The 17,764-nt window shown below is 41.2% G+C and carries 14 protein-coding genes; 6 read left to right on the forward strand and 8 right to left on the reverse strand.

Annotation, left to right across the window (positions count from 1 at the left end; genetic code table 11):
* From AC1DG9_RS12085 to AC1DG9_RS12105, 5 genes are all read right to left on the reverse strand, one after another.
* Positions 1–883 (reverse strand): M16 family metallopeptidase (locus tag AC1DG9_RS12085; protein WP_477634681.1); only part of this gene is annotated, 883 nt, incomplete at its 3' end.
* Between the two features lies 1 nt (position 884).
* Positions 885–2,195 carry a M16 family metallopeptidase gene (locus tag AC1DG9_RS12090; RefSeq protein ID WP_172663394.1) on the reverse strand — a complete coding sequence of 437 codons (1,311 nt, stop codon included), beginning with the start codon at positions 2,193–2,195 and terminating at the stop codon, positions 885–887.
* A 91-nt stretch (positions 2,196–2,286) separates the two neighbouring features.
* Positions 2,287–3,972, reverse strand: coding sequence for a protein-disulfide reductase DsbD family protein (locus tag AC1DG9_RS12095; RefSeq protein ID WP_430709541.1), 1,686 nt, complete (start codon positions 3,970–3,972; stop codon positions 2,287–2,289).
* Positions 3,973–3,986: 14 nt separating this feature from the next.
* Positions 3,987–4,433 (reverse strand): protein-disulfide reductase DsbD domain-containing protein, encoded by a 447-nt coding sequence (locus AC1DG9_RS12100; protein WP_172663392.1) that lies wholly within the window; start codon positions 4,431–4,433, stop codon positions 3,987–3,989.
* A 36-nt stretch (positions 4,434–4,469) separates the two neighbouring features.
* Positions 4,470–5,519, reverse strand: a complete 1,050-nt coding sequence (locus AC1DG9_RS12105) for a PLP-dependent cysteine synthase family protein (protein ID WP_477634682.1) — start codon at positions 5,517–5,519, stop codon at positions 4,470–4,472.
* Between the two features lie 173 nt (positions 5,520–5,692).
* Between AC1DG9_RS12105 and AC1DG9_RS12110 the strand changes: the two genes are divergently transcribed.
* The 6 genes from AC1DG9_RS12110 (at position 5,693) to AC1DG9_RS12135 (ending at position 14,498) form a co-directional block, all read left to right on the forward strand.
* Entirely contained in the window at positions 5,693–6,151 is a 459-nt protein-coding gene (locus AC1DG9_RS12110; RefSeq protein ID WP_172663390.1) for an Lrp/AsnC family transcriptional regulator, read from the forward strand.
* A gap of 149 nt (positions 6,152–6,300) precedes the next feature.
* Complete coding sequence (locus AC1DG9_RS12115; protein ID WP_337714921.1) at positions 6,301–6,903, forward strand: RNA polymerase sigma factor; 603 nt, start codon at positions 6,301–6,303, stop codon at positions 6,901–6,903.
* 87 nt (positions 6,904–6,990) lie between these two features.
* Positions 6,991–8,028 carry a FecR family protein gene (locus AC1DG9_RS12120; RefSeq protein WP_337714920.1) on the forward strand — a complete coding sequence of 346 codons (1,038 nt, stop codon included), beginning with the start codon at positions 6,991–6,993 and terminating at the stop codon, positions 8,026–8,028.
* Between the two features lie 184 nt (positions 8,029–8,212).
* Positions 8,213–11,716, forward strand: coding sequence for a TonB-dependent receptor (locus tag AC1DG9_RS12125; RefSeq protein WP_477634683.1), 3,504 nt, complete (start codon positions 8,213–8,215; stop codon positions 11,714–11,716).
* Positions 11,717–11,727: 11 nt separating this feature from the next.
* Positions 11,728–13,323, forward strand: coding sequence for a RagB/SusD family nutrient uptake outer membrane protein (locus AC1DG9_RS12130; protein ID WP_288880004.1), 1,596 nt, complete (start codon positions 11,728–11,730; stop codon positions 13,321–13,323).
* Positions 13,324–13,367: 44 nt separating this feature from the next.
* Entirely contained in the window at positions 13,368–14,498 is a 1,131-nt protein-coding gene (locus tag AC1DG9_RS12135) for a TlpA disulfide reductase family protein (protein WP_288880002.1), read from the forward strand.
* 384 nt (positions 14,499–14,882) lie between these two features.
* On the opposite strand, the gene AC1DG9_RS12140 is transcribed toward AC1DG9_RS12135, so the two are convergent.
* From AC1DG9_RS12140 to AC1DG9_RS12150, 3 genes are all read right to left on the reverse strand, one after another.
* Complete coding sequence (locus AC1DG9_RS12140; RefSeq protein WP_288880000.1) at positions 14,883–15,659, reverse strand: hypothetical protein; 777 nt, start codon at positions 15,657–15,659, stop codon at positions 14,883–14,885.
* A gap of 268 nt (positions 15,660–15,927) precedes the next feature.
* A complete protein-coding gene (locus AC1DG9_RS12145) occupies positions 15,928–16,707 on the reverse strand; it encodes a DUF2490 domain-containing protein (RefSeq protein WP_337714918.1) in 780 nt (259 codons plus the stop codon).
* 427 nt (positions 16,708–17,134) lie between these two features.
* Positions 17,135–17,671, reverse strand: coding sequence for a hypothetical protein (locus AC1DG9_RS12150; RefSeq protein ID WP_477634684.1), 537 nt, complete (start codon positions 17,669–17,671; stop codon positions 17,135–17,137).
* Positions 17,672–17,764: the final 93 nt, after the last annotated feature.

The following is a 17,764-nucleotide window of genomic DNA, read 5'->3' on the forward strand; positions in this document are numbered from 1 at the left end:
GCAATACTGCGTGATAATCCGGACTGCTCATTGGAAGCTCAATAAGATTGGTTACCGTGAGCTCAGACTGAACTGCGTTAGGTACATCCACAACATCTACTTCTGTTTTAGCAGGGTTACTAACTTTATCCAAAACAGGGAAGGTCAGAACAGATCCTCTCCAGTCTCCAAATGCTTTTAAGGCCAATGCTTTTGCAGCTTCCGGTTTAATGTCGCCGACAAAAGTCAGGTAACCTCTTGAAGGAGTTACATATTTTTTATAAGCAACTTTAATATCCTCCAGCGTGATGGTTTGAATGCTTTGCGCTGTTTCAAACTCTCCAAAGGGGTGCTTCAAACCAAATGATATTGCATTAACTACTCGGCCTGAAATTGCAGTAGTGCTTCGTTCGGTGGATTTTAAATTGGTAAGGCTTTGTGATTTTAGCTTGTCAAATGAACCTTCAGGAAAAGCAGGATTCCTCAGGGCATCTGCCATTAACAGAAAGGCATTACTGAAATAGCGGGTTAGGGCAGAGACTTGACCGCCACCTGAGGTAAGCGCTACTTCTGCGCCCATTTGGTCTACAGCTTCATCAAACTGTGCCTTCGTTTTTGTAACTGTTCCTTCATTCAACATGCCGCCCAGTAATCCGATAACTCCGGCTTTTGAACCTTCAGTAATGGGGCCGGCATCAATACTGTAACTTGCTGAAACCTTTGGTAATTTATGATTTTCTACGACCAGAACGGTGATGCCGTTTGACAGCTTATAAATTACAGGATCGGCGAAAGTGATAGCTGGTGCAGGCCCTGGTTTCGGCTTTTGACTTCTATCTAATTTTTGTGCCATAGCTGCTTGAGTAAACAGGACTGAAACGGCGAATATGAATATCTTCTTCATGTTATTTCTTTGGTAAATAGTAAAGTACTACACGCTGATCTTTAGTTAAATATTTCCGGGCAACATCCCTGATCTCTTCTTTGGTGATTGATTTCACCTGAGCCAGCTGCTCATTCAGGTCATTCGTATTTTTATGAAGGGTATATCCGTTGGCAAGGCTTTCTGCAACCCCGATCATTTTACTATTGGCACTGACATACCCATTCTCAAATTGATTTTGGAGTTTTGTGTATTCTGATTCTGTGATCAGATCTGACTGTAATCGGGTAACCTCTGCGTCAATATCAGTTAAAAGGCCATTTAAAGGAGTATTGTTGTTGGGTAGGGCAAGCGTAATGTACGCACCATAATCTTCCAGTGTGTAGTTGAAGGCTGCCACCTCCAGGGCCGTTTTTTTCTGATCGACCATTTTTGTGCTTAACCTTGAACTTCCTCCACCAGATAAAATTGTGCTGACCATTTCGAGGACTTTGTTCTCGCGGCTCTTCATTCCGGGAATACGGTAAGCCGCAAATATCGCGGGAATTTGAATATTCGCATCATAAACCGTATCTACGATTTGTTTAGCGATTGGTTTGAGTTCGAAAGTGCCTTTGATCACCGGAACTCCTATAGGCACTTCGTTAAAATATTTGGCAATCAGTATTTTGGTGTTTTCAATGTCCAGGTCTCCAGCGATGGTCAACACCGCATTGTTAGGGGCATAATATTTTTTGAAAAAGGCAATAAACTCATCTAGTTTTGCTGCATCCAGATGCGCCATTGATCCTATTGGTTGCCAGCTATAAGGATGGCCATCAAACAAATGACTGAAGATGTTTTCCGCAAATTTCCCATAAGGTTTGTTGTCCATACGCATACGCTTTTCTTCTTTAACTACTTCGCGCTGGGTTTTAACACCTGCATCGTCAATTTTAGGATGGAGCATACGCTCGCTTTCCAGCCATAAACCCAGTTCCAGCTGATTAGAAGGAAATACTTCGTAATAAAATGTTCTGTCCTGACTGGTGTTTGCATTGTTCTGGCCACCGTTGCTGCTAACGATCTTCATAAAATCTCCACGTTTCATGTTTTCACTGCCTTCAAATAGTAAGTGCTCGAAAAAATGTGCAAAACCTGTTCTTTGAGGATCCTCGTCTTTAGAACCTACATGATACATGACCGATACAGCCACTACCGGGGCAGTCTTATCCTGATGAAGGATTACATGCAGGCCATTTGCCAGGTCGTATTCGGTAAATTTTACCTGTTGTGCACTGGCGCAAAGGAAAAGTCCTGAAAGCGACAACGTTATTAGAAACTTATATCTCATATTTTTATCTTTTTTGTAAGTAAACCAGGTCGGCATCCACCGATCCTGGTTAATTATTAACTCCTATTTTGTTTTTTATAAGTAGACTTGTTTATTTATTCTTAAGTGCTGTCAATCCGCTTTTAAGATAGGTTGCATAGGCCTTGGTATCAAAATTGGCCCCCTGTGTTTCCACCAAAGGAACCAGGTCATGGCCTGCCAGAACATATAAAGGCTGGGCGTTTGAACCATATTTAGTGGCCTGGAAATCCAGGTTCCAATAGCCAAGGTCCTCAGTTTTGCGTTTTAAAATTTTAGAGTAGTGGATTTTGTTTGCAGGCATCTTAATGTTACGGTCGTCGGCATAGAGTTGGATCAGTACATATTCCTCATTGATCAGCCTACTGACCTCCTTGTCCACCCACACCAGGTCCTCCATTCTCCGGCAGTTCACGCAGGTATGCCCGGTAAAGTCAAGCAGCACAGGTTTACCCACCTTCTTTGCATACGCCAGACCTTCCTCCAGGTCAAAGAAAGGATGAAAACCCAATGGGGCCTTTAATGATTCACTATGCTTCACCTTTGCTGGAAAATTGACTGATGTTGTAACCGGAACAATTCCATTGCTGCTCAGGATAAAATCCTGGGTGTTCATTGGTGGTGCAAGGCCGCTTAATACGCTGACAGGTGCCCCCCATAAGCCGGACACCATATATAAGGCAAATGAAAAGGACAGGATGGCGAAAAATAAACGTGGTACAGATACATAGGGCACATCGCTGTCATGTGAAAACTTGATCTTGCCCAGCAGATAAATCCCCATGAGCATAAAGATGACGATCCACAGTACCAGGAAAACTTCCCGATCAAACCACTCCCAGTGCCAGGCCAGGTCGGCTGAGGAGAGGAACTTTAAGGCCAGGGCCAGTTCCAGGAAACCCAGACATACTTTTATACTGTTTAGCCATCCGCCAGATTTGGGCATACTATTCAAAACACCGGGAAATATAGCCGATAAGGTAAATGGTAAGGCCAAAGCCAGGGCGAACCCAAACATCCCTATAGCTGGAGCCAGTAGTTCGCCTTTGGAACTGGCCTGTACCAGCAAGGTGCCAATAATAGGTCCTGTACAGGAGAAGGAAACCAATGCTAAGGAGGCTGCCATGAAGAAAATACCGCCAAGACCTTTACTGTTGTCGGCCTTGTTGTCTATTTTGTTTACAAATGAACTGGGTAGGGTAATTTCAAATGCCCCAAAAAAAGAGATCGCAAACACCACTAGCAGAAGGAAGAATAAAAAGTTGAACAACCCGCTGGCACTTAATGCATTTAGTCCCGCAGAACCAAATATAACAGTGATCAGTAAGCCCAGTCCTACATAAATGACAATGATGGACAGTCCGTAGATCAGGGCCTGACCGATACCTTTACTTTTGCTTCCTGCTCTTTTGGTGAAATAGCTGATGGTAAGTGGTACCATTGGAAAAATGCATGGCATCAGGAAGGCTAGAAAACCTCCTGCCAATCCTGCAATGAACGTTTCCCACAATGTTTTCTCTTTTTCTGCCTTACTGGTTTTGACCTGGGTGCTGGTTGCTGTTATTTTTTTTACAGTATCAGCCGTCCCTGCCTGAACAGTAGTCAATGTATCGGTCTTAAGTGTAGTGTCGGGTACAATCTCGGTAAATTCAACATTAGCCATTGAAGTATCCGATTCTTGTGAAAAAATAGGATAAAGGGACGCCATAATAAATAGCACCGTCATCATAAGCGTTTTGATGACGGTTGGGTAGTACATCGGTTTCATTTCGACTAGCTTACAGGAATCGAAAATTCAACAGTTTCGGGTGGCAAACACTGCTGGTCATCACAAACCATAAATTCGAGGGTGCCYTTAACTAGCGCTTTAGCTCCTGTCAATTTTATCTTTTGTTGAAAAATGACAGATTTTTCAAAATAACTGACATTCATTTCAAAAGACTTTTCAAATTTGGTAATTGCTTTGGGCTCAACGGTTTTTCCACTTAGTTTGTAAGTTTTTGAAGGTACAAAGCTAAAGCTTGTTTTCACAGGTCCGCCATCTGCCATATTTTGGGAGTAGATATGCCAGCGGTCTTCTATAGTGGCTTTGAGGTAGAGGATGGCTTCTGTTTTAGAAGTTTTCTTGGCTGCATAGCTCCATTTCACGGGCTTGAGAATTTGGCTGCTGGCCGAAAAGCTTAAAAAAAGCGCCAGGGCAAATACAAATAGATTTTTCATGTTTATGTGTTTTTTGGTTGGTTGATTGTTTTAGTGTTAGCTGAGTCGGCAGATGGGGTCGTAACCTGTAAAGATGGTATCTGTTGAGATATAGAAGTCCCTGATAGGTTCTTCTTTAACCAGGTCAGTACTCAGGTACTTTTTATTGCTGTCGCAAAGTAGGGTGACCACTACTGCTGCTGCTCCCAGTTCCTGTTTTAGTTTAATTGCCCCGATTACATTCGCCCCCGAGGAAATGCCTACCGCGAGTCCCAGTTCTTTCGCGAGTTTCTGAGCCATGATGATGGCATCACCGTCATTAGCCTGGATGACTTTGTCCAGTTTGTCCAGTTTAACGATCTGCGGAATGAATTCATCAGAAATCCCCTGGATTCTGTGGCTCCCTACTTTATAGCCTGTGGTCAGTGTTGGACTTTCGGCGGGTTCCAGTGGATGGATTTTGATGCTGGGATGATAGTTTTTTAGCCTTTTACCTACACCCATCACAGTTCCACCTGTACCCACACCTGCTACGAATGCATCCGGCACCAGATTTCTGGTTTGCAGTTGTTCCCATATTTCCTGTCCCGTGGTTTTTTCATGGGCCTGCTCATTGTACTTGTTCTCAAATTGCTGAGGGAGGAAAACGTTACCCTCGGCAGCCAGCTGTTCACAAAGTTTAATACTGCCTACAAATCCGCCTTCTTCCTTACTGATCAGGACTACCTCTGCCCCAAGGCTTTTGATGATGTCTGTTCTTTCCTTACTTAGCCAGTTGGGCATAATGATCTTCACCGGGTGGCCAAKGGCCTTACCGATAGCGGCAAAGGCAATCCCTGTATTTCCACTGGTAGCTTCAATAATGGTGTCTCCGGGTTTTATTGCACAATGATTATACGCCTCATAAATGATGTTCAGCGCCATTCTGTCTTTGATACTTCCGGTAAGATTGTAATGTTCGCATTTCACATAGATCTTGCTGGGAATTCCCTTATAAGTATAATGGATTTCCAACATAGGGGTGTTGCCCACCAAATGCCAGAGGTGGTCGAATTTATTTACCAGGGTGGTGCTTAAACAGGTTTGTTCTTTGGTTTCAGCCAGCATAACTTTTATTGAAGTGATTGCCAAAACTCTATATACTCCTTTTAATGCACAATAGATACGATCATTTTCAGTTTTTTTACTTGTAAAATCAATATATTTATGTTTTTTTGCTAGTTTTGGTTACCGTAAATATTCTTTTGGCGTTTTTTTTACACCTGAACTGATTTATTGATATGCAATTAGACACAATTGACCTTGAACTGTTAAAAATCCTTCAGCATGATGCCACCCTTACCAACAAGGAACTGGCGGTTCGGCTGCACAGGTCTGTGGCGGCTATTCAGGAACGAAGAAGGAAACTGATTGACCAGGGGTATATAAAAAGTACCGTTGCAATTCTGGACCGAAACAAAATAGACAGGGGGTTGATTACTTTTCCCCATGTCCATATGAGTAGCCATACTGCAGAGATTCTGATTCAATTTGAACAGGAAGTTTCTAAATTTGATGAAGTGATGGAATGCTTTCAAATGTCTGGTGATAGTGATTTTATTCTGAAGGTAGCCACCCGTGATTTGGATGAGTATTCGGATTTTCTCCGGGATAAACTGGCAAAATTAGCTAATGTATCCAGAGTTAACAGTTCTTTTGTGCTAAGAGTGGTTAAAAATGTTACCGCATATCCGATTTAATAAAAATATCCATAGTTAAGCGGCAAAAAAAAACCTTTTTTTACTAAAATGCTTTCTGATTTGTGATGCTAAAGACGCTTTAGCTGATAAGAATTAAAACTTGTGACCAACTTTATGTAACTTTATGGCTAAAATAATAACTTAGTTACATGGGAGCTAAAGTCTTTGAACCGGGTGATGACAAACCATTGATGACTAAAGTTGCTGATGGTGATCAGCAAGCGTTCGGGCGGATTTTCGATCATTACAGTGCTAAGGTTTATGCCTATGCTTTTCGGTTTTTAAGATCGCAACAGCTTTCTGAGGATATTGTGCAGGATGTTTTTACCAATATCTGGTTAAAAAGAGACAAACTTCCGGAAATCAATAATTTCGGAGCTTACCTACGGGTTGTTTCCAAAAATCTTACCCTTAATGCGTTGAAAAAATTGGCACTTGACTTTAAGACCAATGAGATAAGTCAGAAGGAGTGGAACGATATTGATAACACAACTGAAAGCGGTATTATGGTTAAGGAAACATTGGCTTTGTTAAACGCGGCCATTCAAAAGTTACCTCCTCAGCAACAGAATATTTACCGGATGTGCCATATGGAAGGGTTGAAACAGAAAGATGTTGCTGAACGCCTCCACATTTCACCGCTGACGGTAAAAGTGCATCTTCGCGAGGCGACCAAAACCATTCGGGGGCTTATGGACAATCATGCAGACTTACCCCTGTTGCTGGTTATTTTATTTCACCTGGCAAAATAATTTTTATTTCGACTACTCCCTTTTTGAATTCCAGTTGTCATCTAATTAAAGGCCTGATGATGTGCCCTGCGAAAAATATATATCCCCATGAATAAGGAACGATTAATGTATTTGTTTCGGAAATATGCCGATCACACCTGTACCAAGGAAGAGCATGCCGAATTTATGGCACTGGTTAACAGTGGAAATGCGGTTAGCGAACTCGATGAATTGATGGATAGTGAATGGGAGAAACATTTTACAGAAGAAGTGTTGGATAAAAACAGTGCCATACAGATTTTTGACCGCGTGGTGGCCTCCGATAAGGATAAAGAAATTGCCCCCTCTTTGAAGGTGATTAAGATAAGGCCTATAYTGCGAAGAGTCATATGGGCTGCCGCCCTGCTGGTCATTGGTTTCTTTGTTTTCCTATACCTCACACCTGCTGGAAATAAACGAGTTAATGAAGGTCATTTTACAGCTAATGGCCAAAGTTCTTTAATCACGGAGCGTGCAACTGCTGAACACAGGGGTATTACACTTCCTGACGGAAGTAGGGTTGTGCTTAACAAGCAAAGTACCCTGATATTTTCGTCTCATTTCAATAAAAAAACAAGAGAGGTCTCTTTGATTGGGGAAGGGTACTTCGATATTAAGCATGATGCCAGCCGACCGTTTGTGGTGCATACCGGGAAGATTAAAACAACAGTGCTGGGTACGGCATTTAACATTAAGTACGTTGATCGTGAAAATAATGTCATTGTAACTGTAACCCGCGGTAAAGTGATGGTGCAGAAAGAAAACAAAACGCTGGGAGTTATTCTGCCCGATCAGCAGATTGTTTTTAACCAAAAACAAAATAAATCCGAAGTCCTTGGAGTAGAAGCACGCAGGATTGTAGAATGGCAGGAAAATGACCTGTTTTTTGACGATGTAACCATGGATGATGCGATGGCGCAACTGGCCCGACGTTTCAACATAAAAATAAGGTTTGCCAACGATTATAGTAAGGGTTGTCGTTTTACGGCTACCTTCTTAAAGGGAGAAAGTCTGGATGAAATATTGCAGGTTATAGCTTCATTCAATCATATAGAATATCAAAAAAAGGCAGGGGAAATCATTATCTCCGGTAATGGATGCAAATAATAATTAATCAATTTAATATACCTAAACCATTAACTAAACATTTATGAGAGAAATTTACTACCTGCGTATTTGACGAAAAACTCCCTGTCGCTAAACAGGGAGCTGTTGATTGTTTTTGCTCTAGCGCTAACTGGAGCAAATTGTTATAAACAATTTTTCGAGGATCATTTAAACATTTAAAATTATGAAATTTTCTGCAAAACCAGCAGAGGGTGCTGAAAGCTATTTATGCTTTTCTGCCTCCAATAAGTCGYGATATATAATTCGTCAGATTATGCGTTTAAGCCTAATTATAACTATTTTAATAACCACAACCTTCCAAATCCTGTTTGCTTCCAATATAAAAGCGCAGGGCTCGGCTCAGGTGCAGGTGACCATGGAACTTAAAAATGAGTCGGTTTTATCGGCCATAAAGAAGATTGAGCAACAAACCAATTTTAGGTTCATCTTTAGGAACAGCGATATCAAAGACGCAAAGAACTTAAGCGTTCCTTTAGATACACGGTCTGTTAAAGCTACTTTAAACCTGATTTTAAGGGGAAATGGGTTGACCTTTAGCGAAGTAAACAATAAAATTCTGATTGCCAGAGCAGAAAGTCATGGGATTGCGGGCGAACAGGCCGATGCTAAGGTTACCGGAATTGTACTGGATGATGAAGGTAATCCCTTGTCTGGGGTGACCATTATGGTTAAAGGTGACAATAGTTCCAGTTCTGCAACTGATTTAAATGGCCATTTTAACATTACGATCCCGTCCGACGGAAACCAGACACTGGTATTTAGCTACATAGGTTTCAAAACACAGGAAGTGCCTGTAGGAACCTCAACCTCGCTAAAGGTAACGATGGTTGCTGCTCCGGGAAGTTTGCAGGAGGTAGTTGTTCTGGGGTATTCTGCACAGAAGAAAAGCAGTATTACTGGTTCGGTGGCAACCGTTAGCGGAGCGGAGTTGAGGCAAAGTCCCGCGGCCAACATTAGCAATTCCCTGGTTGGACGCCTGCCGGGATTAATTGCTTTTCAGGGATCGGGACAACCTGGAAGAGATGATTCCAGGTTACTGATCAGGGGAATAAGTTCGCCAACCAACTCATCGCCTTTAATTGTTATTGATGGCGTACCTCAGGAGGCTGTTAATGCAGCAGGAGGTCAGATTAATGCAACGTTGCCGCATATAGATCCTTCCGATATCGAGAGTATTTCTATTTTAAAGGATGCGGGTACAGCCGCCGTGTACGGTGCCAGGGCGGCAAACGGGGTTATTCTAATTACGACAAGACGTGGTGAGAAAGGTAAAACATCATTGAATTATACCTTCAACGGCAGCTGGCAAAAACCAACAAAGTTAGCAGATTTGGTTGACGGCTATCAGTATGCAACACTGTTAAATGAAATGTACACCAATGAAAATAACTTTAATCCTGCTCAAAACAGGGGATATACACCTGAACAATTGGAAGTGATCCGAACAGGCTCAGATCCTGACAGGTATGCAAATACGGATTGGTATAGTGCAATAATGGGAGCCAGTAGCTTTCAGCAGCGCCACAATCTTTCCGTAAATGGAGGGGGAGACAAATCCAGATATTTTGTTTCTGGCGGTTATCTGGACCAAAGGGGGCTCTTTGAAACTTCCGGCTATAAGCAGTATTCATTGAGGTCTAACTTAGATGCCGATATCTCAAAAAGCCTTAAGGTAAGTTTGAACATCAACGCCCGTCTTGAAAAAACAAAGGATCAAACAGCGGGATCTGCCATTACCAGTTTTTACCGTATGATTTCTCCTTTAATCCCCAGCAAGTTTAGTAATGGGGCTTATAACTACATCAGTATTCCGAGTGGTTTCTCTTCTTTGGTTAACGGAAGTCCATATTTAATGTCAAAAGGAGAGGCAGGTTATAGGAACACAGAGCTTAATGTATTGGAAGGTGTAGGTTCGTTAACCTATAATTTTCCGTTTATAGAGGGGCTTAGTGCTAAAGGCACACTTTCCTATAACAGGTATCAAACCTATTTCAAAAATTTCGCGAAGCCATATTTAACTTCAATTAGAAATGATGATGGTACTTATGTGACCAGAATAAATGGATCCATTACAAAAGCCTCTTTGACAGAACGGATGGAACAAAGACAGACTGTATTGGCTGAAGCTTCTTTAAACTATAAAAGAACATTTGGGAGGCATAGTTTAGATCTGCTGGCTTTGTATACACAAACAGAAAATCAGGGAAACTGGCTTCAGGCTTCCAGGGGGAATTATCCTTCAGCTCAGGTTGATCAGATATTTGCAGGAGATCCTGCAAATGATGACAATGACGGTTCTGCCTTTAGAAATGCCAGACAAAGTGTGGTTGGCCGTGCGGCATACAACTTTGCCGAGAAATATTTCCTCGAATTTAGTTTCCGTTATGATGGCTCTGATGTGTTTCCAAAAGATAAAAGATTTGGTTTCTTTCCTTCAATATCCGCAGGCTGGGTGCTAAGTGAAGAATCCTTTCTGAAGGATATCTCTGCAATTAATTTCCTGAAAATCAGAGGATCTTATGGTCAGTTGGGGAACGACAGGATTGGGCAGTTTTTATATTTGAACACTTATACACTGGGAACTGGTCTTGACGGGTACTATATCTTTGGCAATACAAATCTTCAGGCCCTGGTTCCGGGTGTTATTCCTAATGTGTCTTTTACCTGGGAAAAAGCAAATATTACGAATGTTGGATTCGAAACCAGGTTGTTTAATAACCAGCTGGGGTTAACTGCTGATTATTTTTATAAGAGAACAAAAAATATTCTTGGAGATAGGAGTTTCAGTATCCCGGCAACCATTGGCGGTACCTTGCCAAGGGAGAATTTATCTACCATTGACAACAGTGGATTTGAATTCCAGCTGGAACACCAAAATACATTGGGCGCAATAACTTATTTTATTAAACCTAATGTTACTTTTAACCGCAATAAAGTAATTTATATGCCAGAGGCAAGTGGTTTATTGCCTTATCAGAGTTCAATTGGGCAATCCATTTATGTTGCCTCAGGTAACTTAACATCCAATCTGGGCTATGTTGCCGAAGGTTTATACCAGTCTGCAGCAGAAATAGCCAGCGGACCAACACCTCTATATGCCAACGTTGCACCCGGTGACATCAGGTATAAAGACATCAATAACGATGGTAAGATTACAAGTGCCGACAGGACAGTAATTGGAAAGGGGGATTATCCAAGGATGGTTTATGGTATTTCCCTGGGTGGGAGCTATAAAGGTTTTGATTTGAGCATACTTTTGCAGGGTGCAGCTAAAGTGCAGAAGTATATGACGGGTCAGGGAGAATGGGCATTCGCAGGAAATAGCGTGCCATCAGAAAAGCATCTGGATCGTTGGACACCTGACAATACCGACGCCTCCTATCCACGCTTGTTTTCAAACAACTCCAACAACAAAGAAATATCCAGTTACTGGCTAAGAGATGGTTCTTACCTGCGTCTTAAAAACCTGGAATTGGGTTATAACGTTCCGGCAAGCGCATTGCGTGGATTAAAGATTTCAAACGCGCGCTTTTACGTTAGCGGGACCAATCTTTTTACCATTACCAGCCTCAAAGATGTAGATCCTGAATCCTTTGTGTCTTCATTCGGTGCAGAAAGCTATCTGATTCAGAAGTTATTCAACCTTGGTTTAAGTGTTAAATTTTAATCTTCTTTAAAATGAAAAGATATTCTATAATTATATGCCTTTCCTTAATCATCTTTGCTTTTGGGTGTAAAAAGGATTTTTTAAACAGCCAGCCACTTGACAGGTACAGCGACGAAGATGTATTTAAGGACTCTACCCTGACGGGTCTGTTTTTGAATAACCTCTATGCAGGTATTCCTACAGAATTTGCCGGTACAATGCGTGATGCTTTTACTGACCAGCTGTATTCGAGCAGTAACCTAAGTATCTATCAGAATACATTTATTGCCTCAAGTGTGCCGTTCGGCATTCAGAATGCCTATAACAGTGCCTATATTACCATCAGACGCTGCAATATTTTAATCGGTAATATAGATCGCTTGCCGGCAAGTGTTGCTTATAAAAGCAGAACAAGGGATGAAGCCAGGTTTTTGAGGGCTTTGAACTATGCCTACCTGATCAATTACTTTGGTGCTGTGCCGCTGATTACAAAGGCGCAAGACCTCAACGAGAACCTGAATGTGCCGCGTACTTCTTATCAGGATGTTGTCAAATTCATTGTGAGTGAAACAGATGATATTAATAAAGGGCAGTTTCTTGCTTATAAGTATACCGGTGCAAATGTGGGGAGGGTCACTATAGGAGCAGCTCTGGCGCTAAAAAGCCGCGTATTGCTTTATGCCGCAAGTTACGATAACAACTGGCCGGCTGCGTATGATGCCAGTAAAGAAGTAGTTGATATTGCTGGAAAGGCGGGGTACGGATTGTTCGCCAATTATGAAACACTTTTTCATGAGGCCAATGACAATAATTTGGAAGTGATTTTTGATCATCAGTATAAAGCAGATTTCCAGGCTTATCATGTTCATCATTATAATTTGCCATGGGGGCTTGTTCCCCCGGGGCCAAGCGGATTAAATCAGCCTACTCAAAATATAGTGAATGAGTATGAGATGAAAAATGGTAAGTTAATCAGTGAAGCGGGATCGGGCTTTGATCCGGATAAGCCATACGATAACCGGGACCCAAGATTTTATGCCAGTATACTTTACGATGGATCTACCTGGCTGGGCAAGAAACTGGATCTGAAACTGGGATCCGAATACAATCCGACTTTTGCCACATTGGCGACAGGATATGCCCTTCGAAAAATGGAGGAGCCTACATTTGATCCTCTGAATACCTCCAAAAGCTATGGCGGAGGGCAGAATTACATCCTGTTTCGATATGCAGAGATTCTATTGAATTTTGCAGAGGCAGCGTTTAAGCTAGGTAAAACGGAGGAAGCAAGGGGCTATATCAATCAGGTGCGCCGAAGACCCAGCGTAAATATGCCGGAAATTCCTGCTGGCGGGTTGACGATGGAAAAAATTATGCATGAAAGGAATATTGAACTTGCATTTGAAGGCACGCGTCTTTGGGATATCCGCCGCTGGAAAATGGGACCTCAATATCTGGGTTCAGTATTAAAAGGGATTAGTATTATCCAAACCGGATCAGAACCTCGTCAGTATACCGAAACAACGGTTGTACAACGGAATTTTACAGATCGGCTATATCTGTTTCCGATTTACCAGGCCGAAGTGGAGAAAAATCCTGCCTTACTACCCAATAATACCGGGTGGTAAACTAAAAATTCATTTTATTATAAACGATTTTAAAAAAAGTAACCATGAAATATATCACATTAAAAGTATTGTTTTCTACTATCTTATGTCTGACCATCAGTTTCTCCTTTGCTCAGAAGAAACCAGGGTATCTTATTAAGGGGACTTTGACAGACTATCCTTCCGGTAAAGTCTATTTGCAGCATTCCAATAACGATGTTTCCACGATAGATTCATCAACCGTTATAGATCATAAATTCGAGTTTAAAGGCAAGGTTGCTGAACCGATTTTCTGCAAAATTTACATTAAAGATGAAGGAAAAGGAGCGCAGTTTTTACTTGAGAATGCAGAAATTACCTTCAGTGGAAAGAAAGACTCATTGTACTTGGCGAAGATAAACGGAGGTCCCGAAAACACTACTTATATGAGCTTTTACAAAGTAGACTGGAAACCGGTTACAGCTAAGGCAGGGGAGATTTACAAGAGATTAGATAAAGCCAATCAGGGTGGAAAGGTTCAGCTGGATTCTGCCACCAGAACAGCTTTTGATAATGAATTTAAAGCGCTTAACGCGATGAACGACAGCATCATTAACGCTTATGTAAAACGCAACTCAGGTTCTGTTGGAGCTGCGATTGTTATTCTGGAGAGGTACATTAACTATCCTTATTTTGATAATGCAAGGGCACTGATGCCATTACTTAGCGAAAAAGTGAAACGATCTTCATTTGTAAAGCAAATCAATAACGCGCTGATTCTTAATGCTAAAACAGCAGTAGGTCAGCCTGCACCTTTGTTTTCAATGGCTGATAGTGATGGGAAAATGATAAGTCTAACTGATTTCAAGGGGAAATATGTGTTAATCGATTTCTGGGCAAGCTGGTGCGGCCCATGTCGTAAAGAGAATCCTAATGTGGTAAGCGCTTATCGCAAGTACCATGATAAAGGGTTCGAAATTCTTGGCGTTTCCCTGGATACTAAAAAGGATGCCTGGCTGAGTGCTATTAAAGCTGATGATTTAACCTGGAATCATGTTTCAGATTTAAAAGGCTGGGCAAATGCAGCAGCTGCAGTTTATGGAGTAAAATCTGTTCCAGCTAGTTTTCTGATTGGTCCTGATGGAAAAGTAGTGGCCAAGGATCTGAGAGGTGAGGAATTGCATAAAAAGCTGGAATCGATTTTAGCCGGTAAGTAGTTCTTGGTTAGGCATATAGGTGTCATTTTCTTATGGCTAGACTTGTTTTTATGTGTTTTGTTGAATCCTTTCATCGCTTAGTTCTGTAAACACCTCTAATAATAGGGAGAATCACTTCTAAATGTTCTAGAGGATTGCCGGTCTTCCGGCTGAAAAACTGATTGGTAAGAAATTTAAAAGCTTGCATCATTCGCGGCTCACTTAAAAAGACACTGAAAGTGGCACCAGGAGCGCAGATACGAATTAAGTTCAAATCCGCCCGTCTCTGCTAAAAACATCATCAAAGCTTTATAAATCCTGCAAATCCTTGATTTGCAGGATTTTTCTTTTAGTCCGACTATTAAATTTTTCACCTCCCGGATTGTACAACATGARCGCAAATCATCACAATATAGAAACCTTCATAGAATTATCTTTATTAACCCGTACGGATATTCTGACGTTCCAAGGCCTTTTTCCACCGCCATCTACTCTTGGCAACCACGATGTAGCTTCCCGACTCATAAATTCCAAAACTTTGTTTGAATAAACAGAAGGTTTGCCCTCAATTAGTTTTAATTTTCCAATTGTGCCGTTTTTCTCAACTAAGCCCGTAATGATGATCATAGAATCTGTTATCGCAATGGGCTTCCAGTTCTTAAAATCCTGTTCGAGTTTTTTTGTCAATTTTAGAATATCACCCTTAAAAGTAGGACGATAATCAGCAGGACCAAGAAGAGGCTCGGTATTTCCTTCGAATGTGTAAAAATTAAAATGATGCACGAGAGAATCGCGCTGCATTGTTGTTGTCAAGTTGTAAATAACATTGACATCAGTTATTTTTCCGATTCCTTGAAAATTTGTCAGCTTAGCTGTTGTAGGATTTGGGAACGGAAATTTTCCATATTTTTTACGAAACAAATAGAGATCACCATCAAAGGTAAGCGTGTAACGCTCTCCAAAAGTAGGCTGTGGTTTACCCCGGAAAAATATTTCTATTGTTGCTATATCTCTTTTGTCATAGAAAATGACAATATGATCAATGTTCTTATACCGGTCAAAGAATTGTTTAGCTGACGGATTGTAAACATTCACATCAAAGCCCGCTCTTGATATAGTTTGTGCCTGCAGGTGAAAGCCGAAGGCGTATATAAGAATAAATAAAAAAAACATCTTTTTCATAGCCATTATTTTAAGCTCATGGTTGAAGCAAAGAGCGTTTGCTGTCATTTTCATACAGGAAACGTCTGCTGCTAACTAATATTCGTTTCGCTTGTAATATACAGTGGATGAGACATAATCCTGACCTGAAGGTTCCACCACTAAAAATATAAGAAAAAAAATGTGATTTACACTTTTTCATGGCAGGTTTATTCGTGTTTTCTATTTACTTCTGGTTCTCATGAGGGCTCCGCCGTTTTACATCGTTTAACGGCGGCAATGGGTAAGGTTATTTTCTGGTTCCAGGCTTTTTCTTGAACTGGGAAAACAGGTTCTCAAATGCAAGGACTACCCATAGGGCGTGTGCATTGTCTATATCTTTGCCTGAGATCCTCTGCTGAATAATATTCAGGTAACTGGCACTTAGCTTTACGTTCTTGAACACTTCATACCCGGCACCTACGCTGATCCTGTTCTGATCAAATATATTGGGGTTGTTCTTAACCGCTTTTCCAAACTGGATAAAAACCTCTTCGGACACAAAGACCGACAATGGTTTGTCTTTTGAAAGGACGCTGAGCAATGGCTTCTCCAGTCTGATTTGATACCTGGCACGCCAGTTGGGCTGATAGTCCCCGTTATAAGCCAGGTCACGCATCCGGTATTCTAAGCTGTACCTGTTTGAATAATTGAAAAACCTAAGCTTTTGTTCATTCTCCAAACGCGCAGAAACCCGGTATTCCTTAACACCCTCTGGTTTGACATCTTCAGGACCATCATAAAATACATGAGAGTCGAAATAGGCAATTGGTGATAATGAAACCTTCGTATTGGGTGTGAGTTTATAGTTCAGCCAGGGCCATACGCTTATGAAATGCGGAGCTTCAAAAATATTGCCTGTACCTACCGACTGGGTTCTTTTCTGCAGGTAAATTTCCCACTTAAGTTTGCTGTTGATCGTGTCTGCTAAAATGAGGCGTCCCCAGAACACCCCATGGCTATGTTGTTTTTGTGCGTAAATGCTGGTAGATATGGTGGCTATGCATATCAGCAGTAAGAGTCTTTTCAAAGTCTATCAATTTAGTCGACAAAAGAGCTGAATTATTCGCACTTCTCCAAAAGAGCATGATCAAATAATTGTTATTCAATTATTACTCCGAGCAATTGGTCTACAATGGGAAAAAGTGCAACTGCAAAGACTGGGAAGTCATTTTTTCTGTCCATAATTTAGACAGAACTCCCGATGAAATTCTCATGCATTGTAATGAATTTTTAAAAAAGTATAGGGATAAGATTTGAGGTCGCATCAGCTCGGGCTTGTAAATTGTATATTTCACCAAAAGTGACGAAGACCCACGTTCCGCGAAAGAGGTGGCCGCATGCGGAATAATCCCCACCTTAAGAATATTTTGAGTAAATTCAATCGCCACTCAGCTTGGACTTGAAGTTTTTGGAGATCTCATATCTTTGTTGATAGTTAACGCAGGCGGACTCATTTATTTGATCAGGGTGTTTATTAATGTAGTTTCGCCTTTGATTTGCATCAAGATAGAATCTCCTATCATAGCGGGTGTTCCCGCTAGTATCGTTGCGCTACCGATCATATCTTGTTTTATTTTTGATTCTGTAATTAGACCGGTTTCCTTATCAATTTTATTCTTTGAATCCATAATGCCGGACATGTTAAGCCGATAGGACTGCCCTTTAAGCTTTTCTAATACTGCTGTTGTAGGGGTTTTCAATTGAGTTGTTGGACCACCGTCCACCTCAATATGGACTTTCATGGATTGATATGTGACTTGAAATGTATAAACGCTATCATCTACTGCAAGTACTTCATAACGATTTAGACCTTGTGAAGTTGTGGAAGTACTCATTTTCCTTCCTGAAACTGTTTGAGTGATGGTAGATTTTAAAACAATGCGCTGTTCATACTTCTGACCTTTATTGAGTTTAATCAGAATTCTTTCAGGAGGAGTTTTACAAGCGAAAAGAATGGTTGAGGTCAGGACCAGTAGTGTTAAATTTTTCATGAGGAGTTAATTGGATGATAAGATAAGAAAATTCCAACTATCACAGCCCCAAAAATTGATTTTCTTTTATTAGCGGAAGAGCTAAGTGTACAT

It is taken from the genome of Pedobacter sp. 05L430, from assembly GCF_056397585.1.

Excerpts from the sequence above, each read along its gene's own strand:
- AC1DG9_RS12130 (WP_288880004.1), top strand. The coding sequence starts at position 11,728 with ATGAAAAGATATTCTATAATTATATGCCTTTCCTTAATCATCTTTGCT.
- AC1DG9_RS12135 (WP_288880002.1), top strand. The coding sequence starts at position 13,368 with ATGAAATATATCACATTAAAAGTATTGTTTTCTACTATCTTATGTCTG.
- AC1DG9_RS12140 (WP_288880000.1), bottom strand. The coding sequence starts at position 15,659 with ATGAAAAAGATGTTTTTTTTATTTATTCTTATATACGCCTTCGGCTTT.
- AC1DG9_RS12095 (WP_430709541.1), bottom strand. The coding sequence starts at position 3,972 with ATGTACTACCCAACCGTCATCAAAACGCTTATGATGACGGTGCTATTT.
- AC1DG9_RS12110 (WP_172663390.1), top strand. The coding sequence starts at position 5,693 with ATGCAATTAGACACAATTGACCTTGAACTGTTAAAAATCCTTCAGCAT.
- AC1DG9_RS12115 (WP_337714921.1), top strand. The coding sequence starts at position 6,301 with ATGGGAGCTAAAGTCTTTGAACCGGGTGATGACAAACCATTGATGACT.
- AC1DG9_RS12090 (WP_172663394.1), bottom strand. The coding sequence starts at position 2,195 with ATGAGATATAAGTTTCTAATAACGTTGTCGCTTTCAGGACTTTTCCTT.
- AC1DG9_RS12150 (WP_477634684.1), bottom strand. The coding sequence starts at position 17,671 with ATGAAAAATTTAACACTACTGGTCCTGACCTCAACCATTCTTTTCGCT.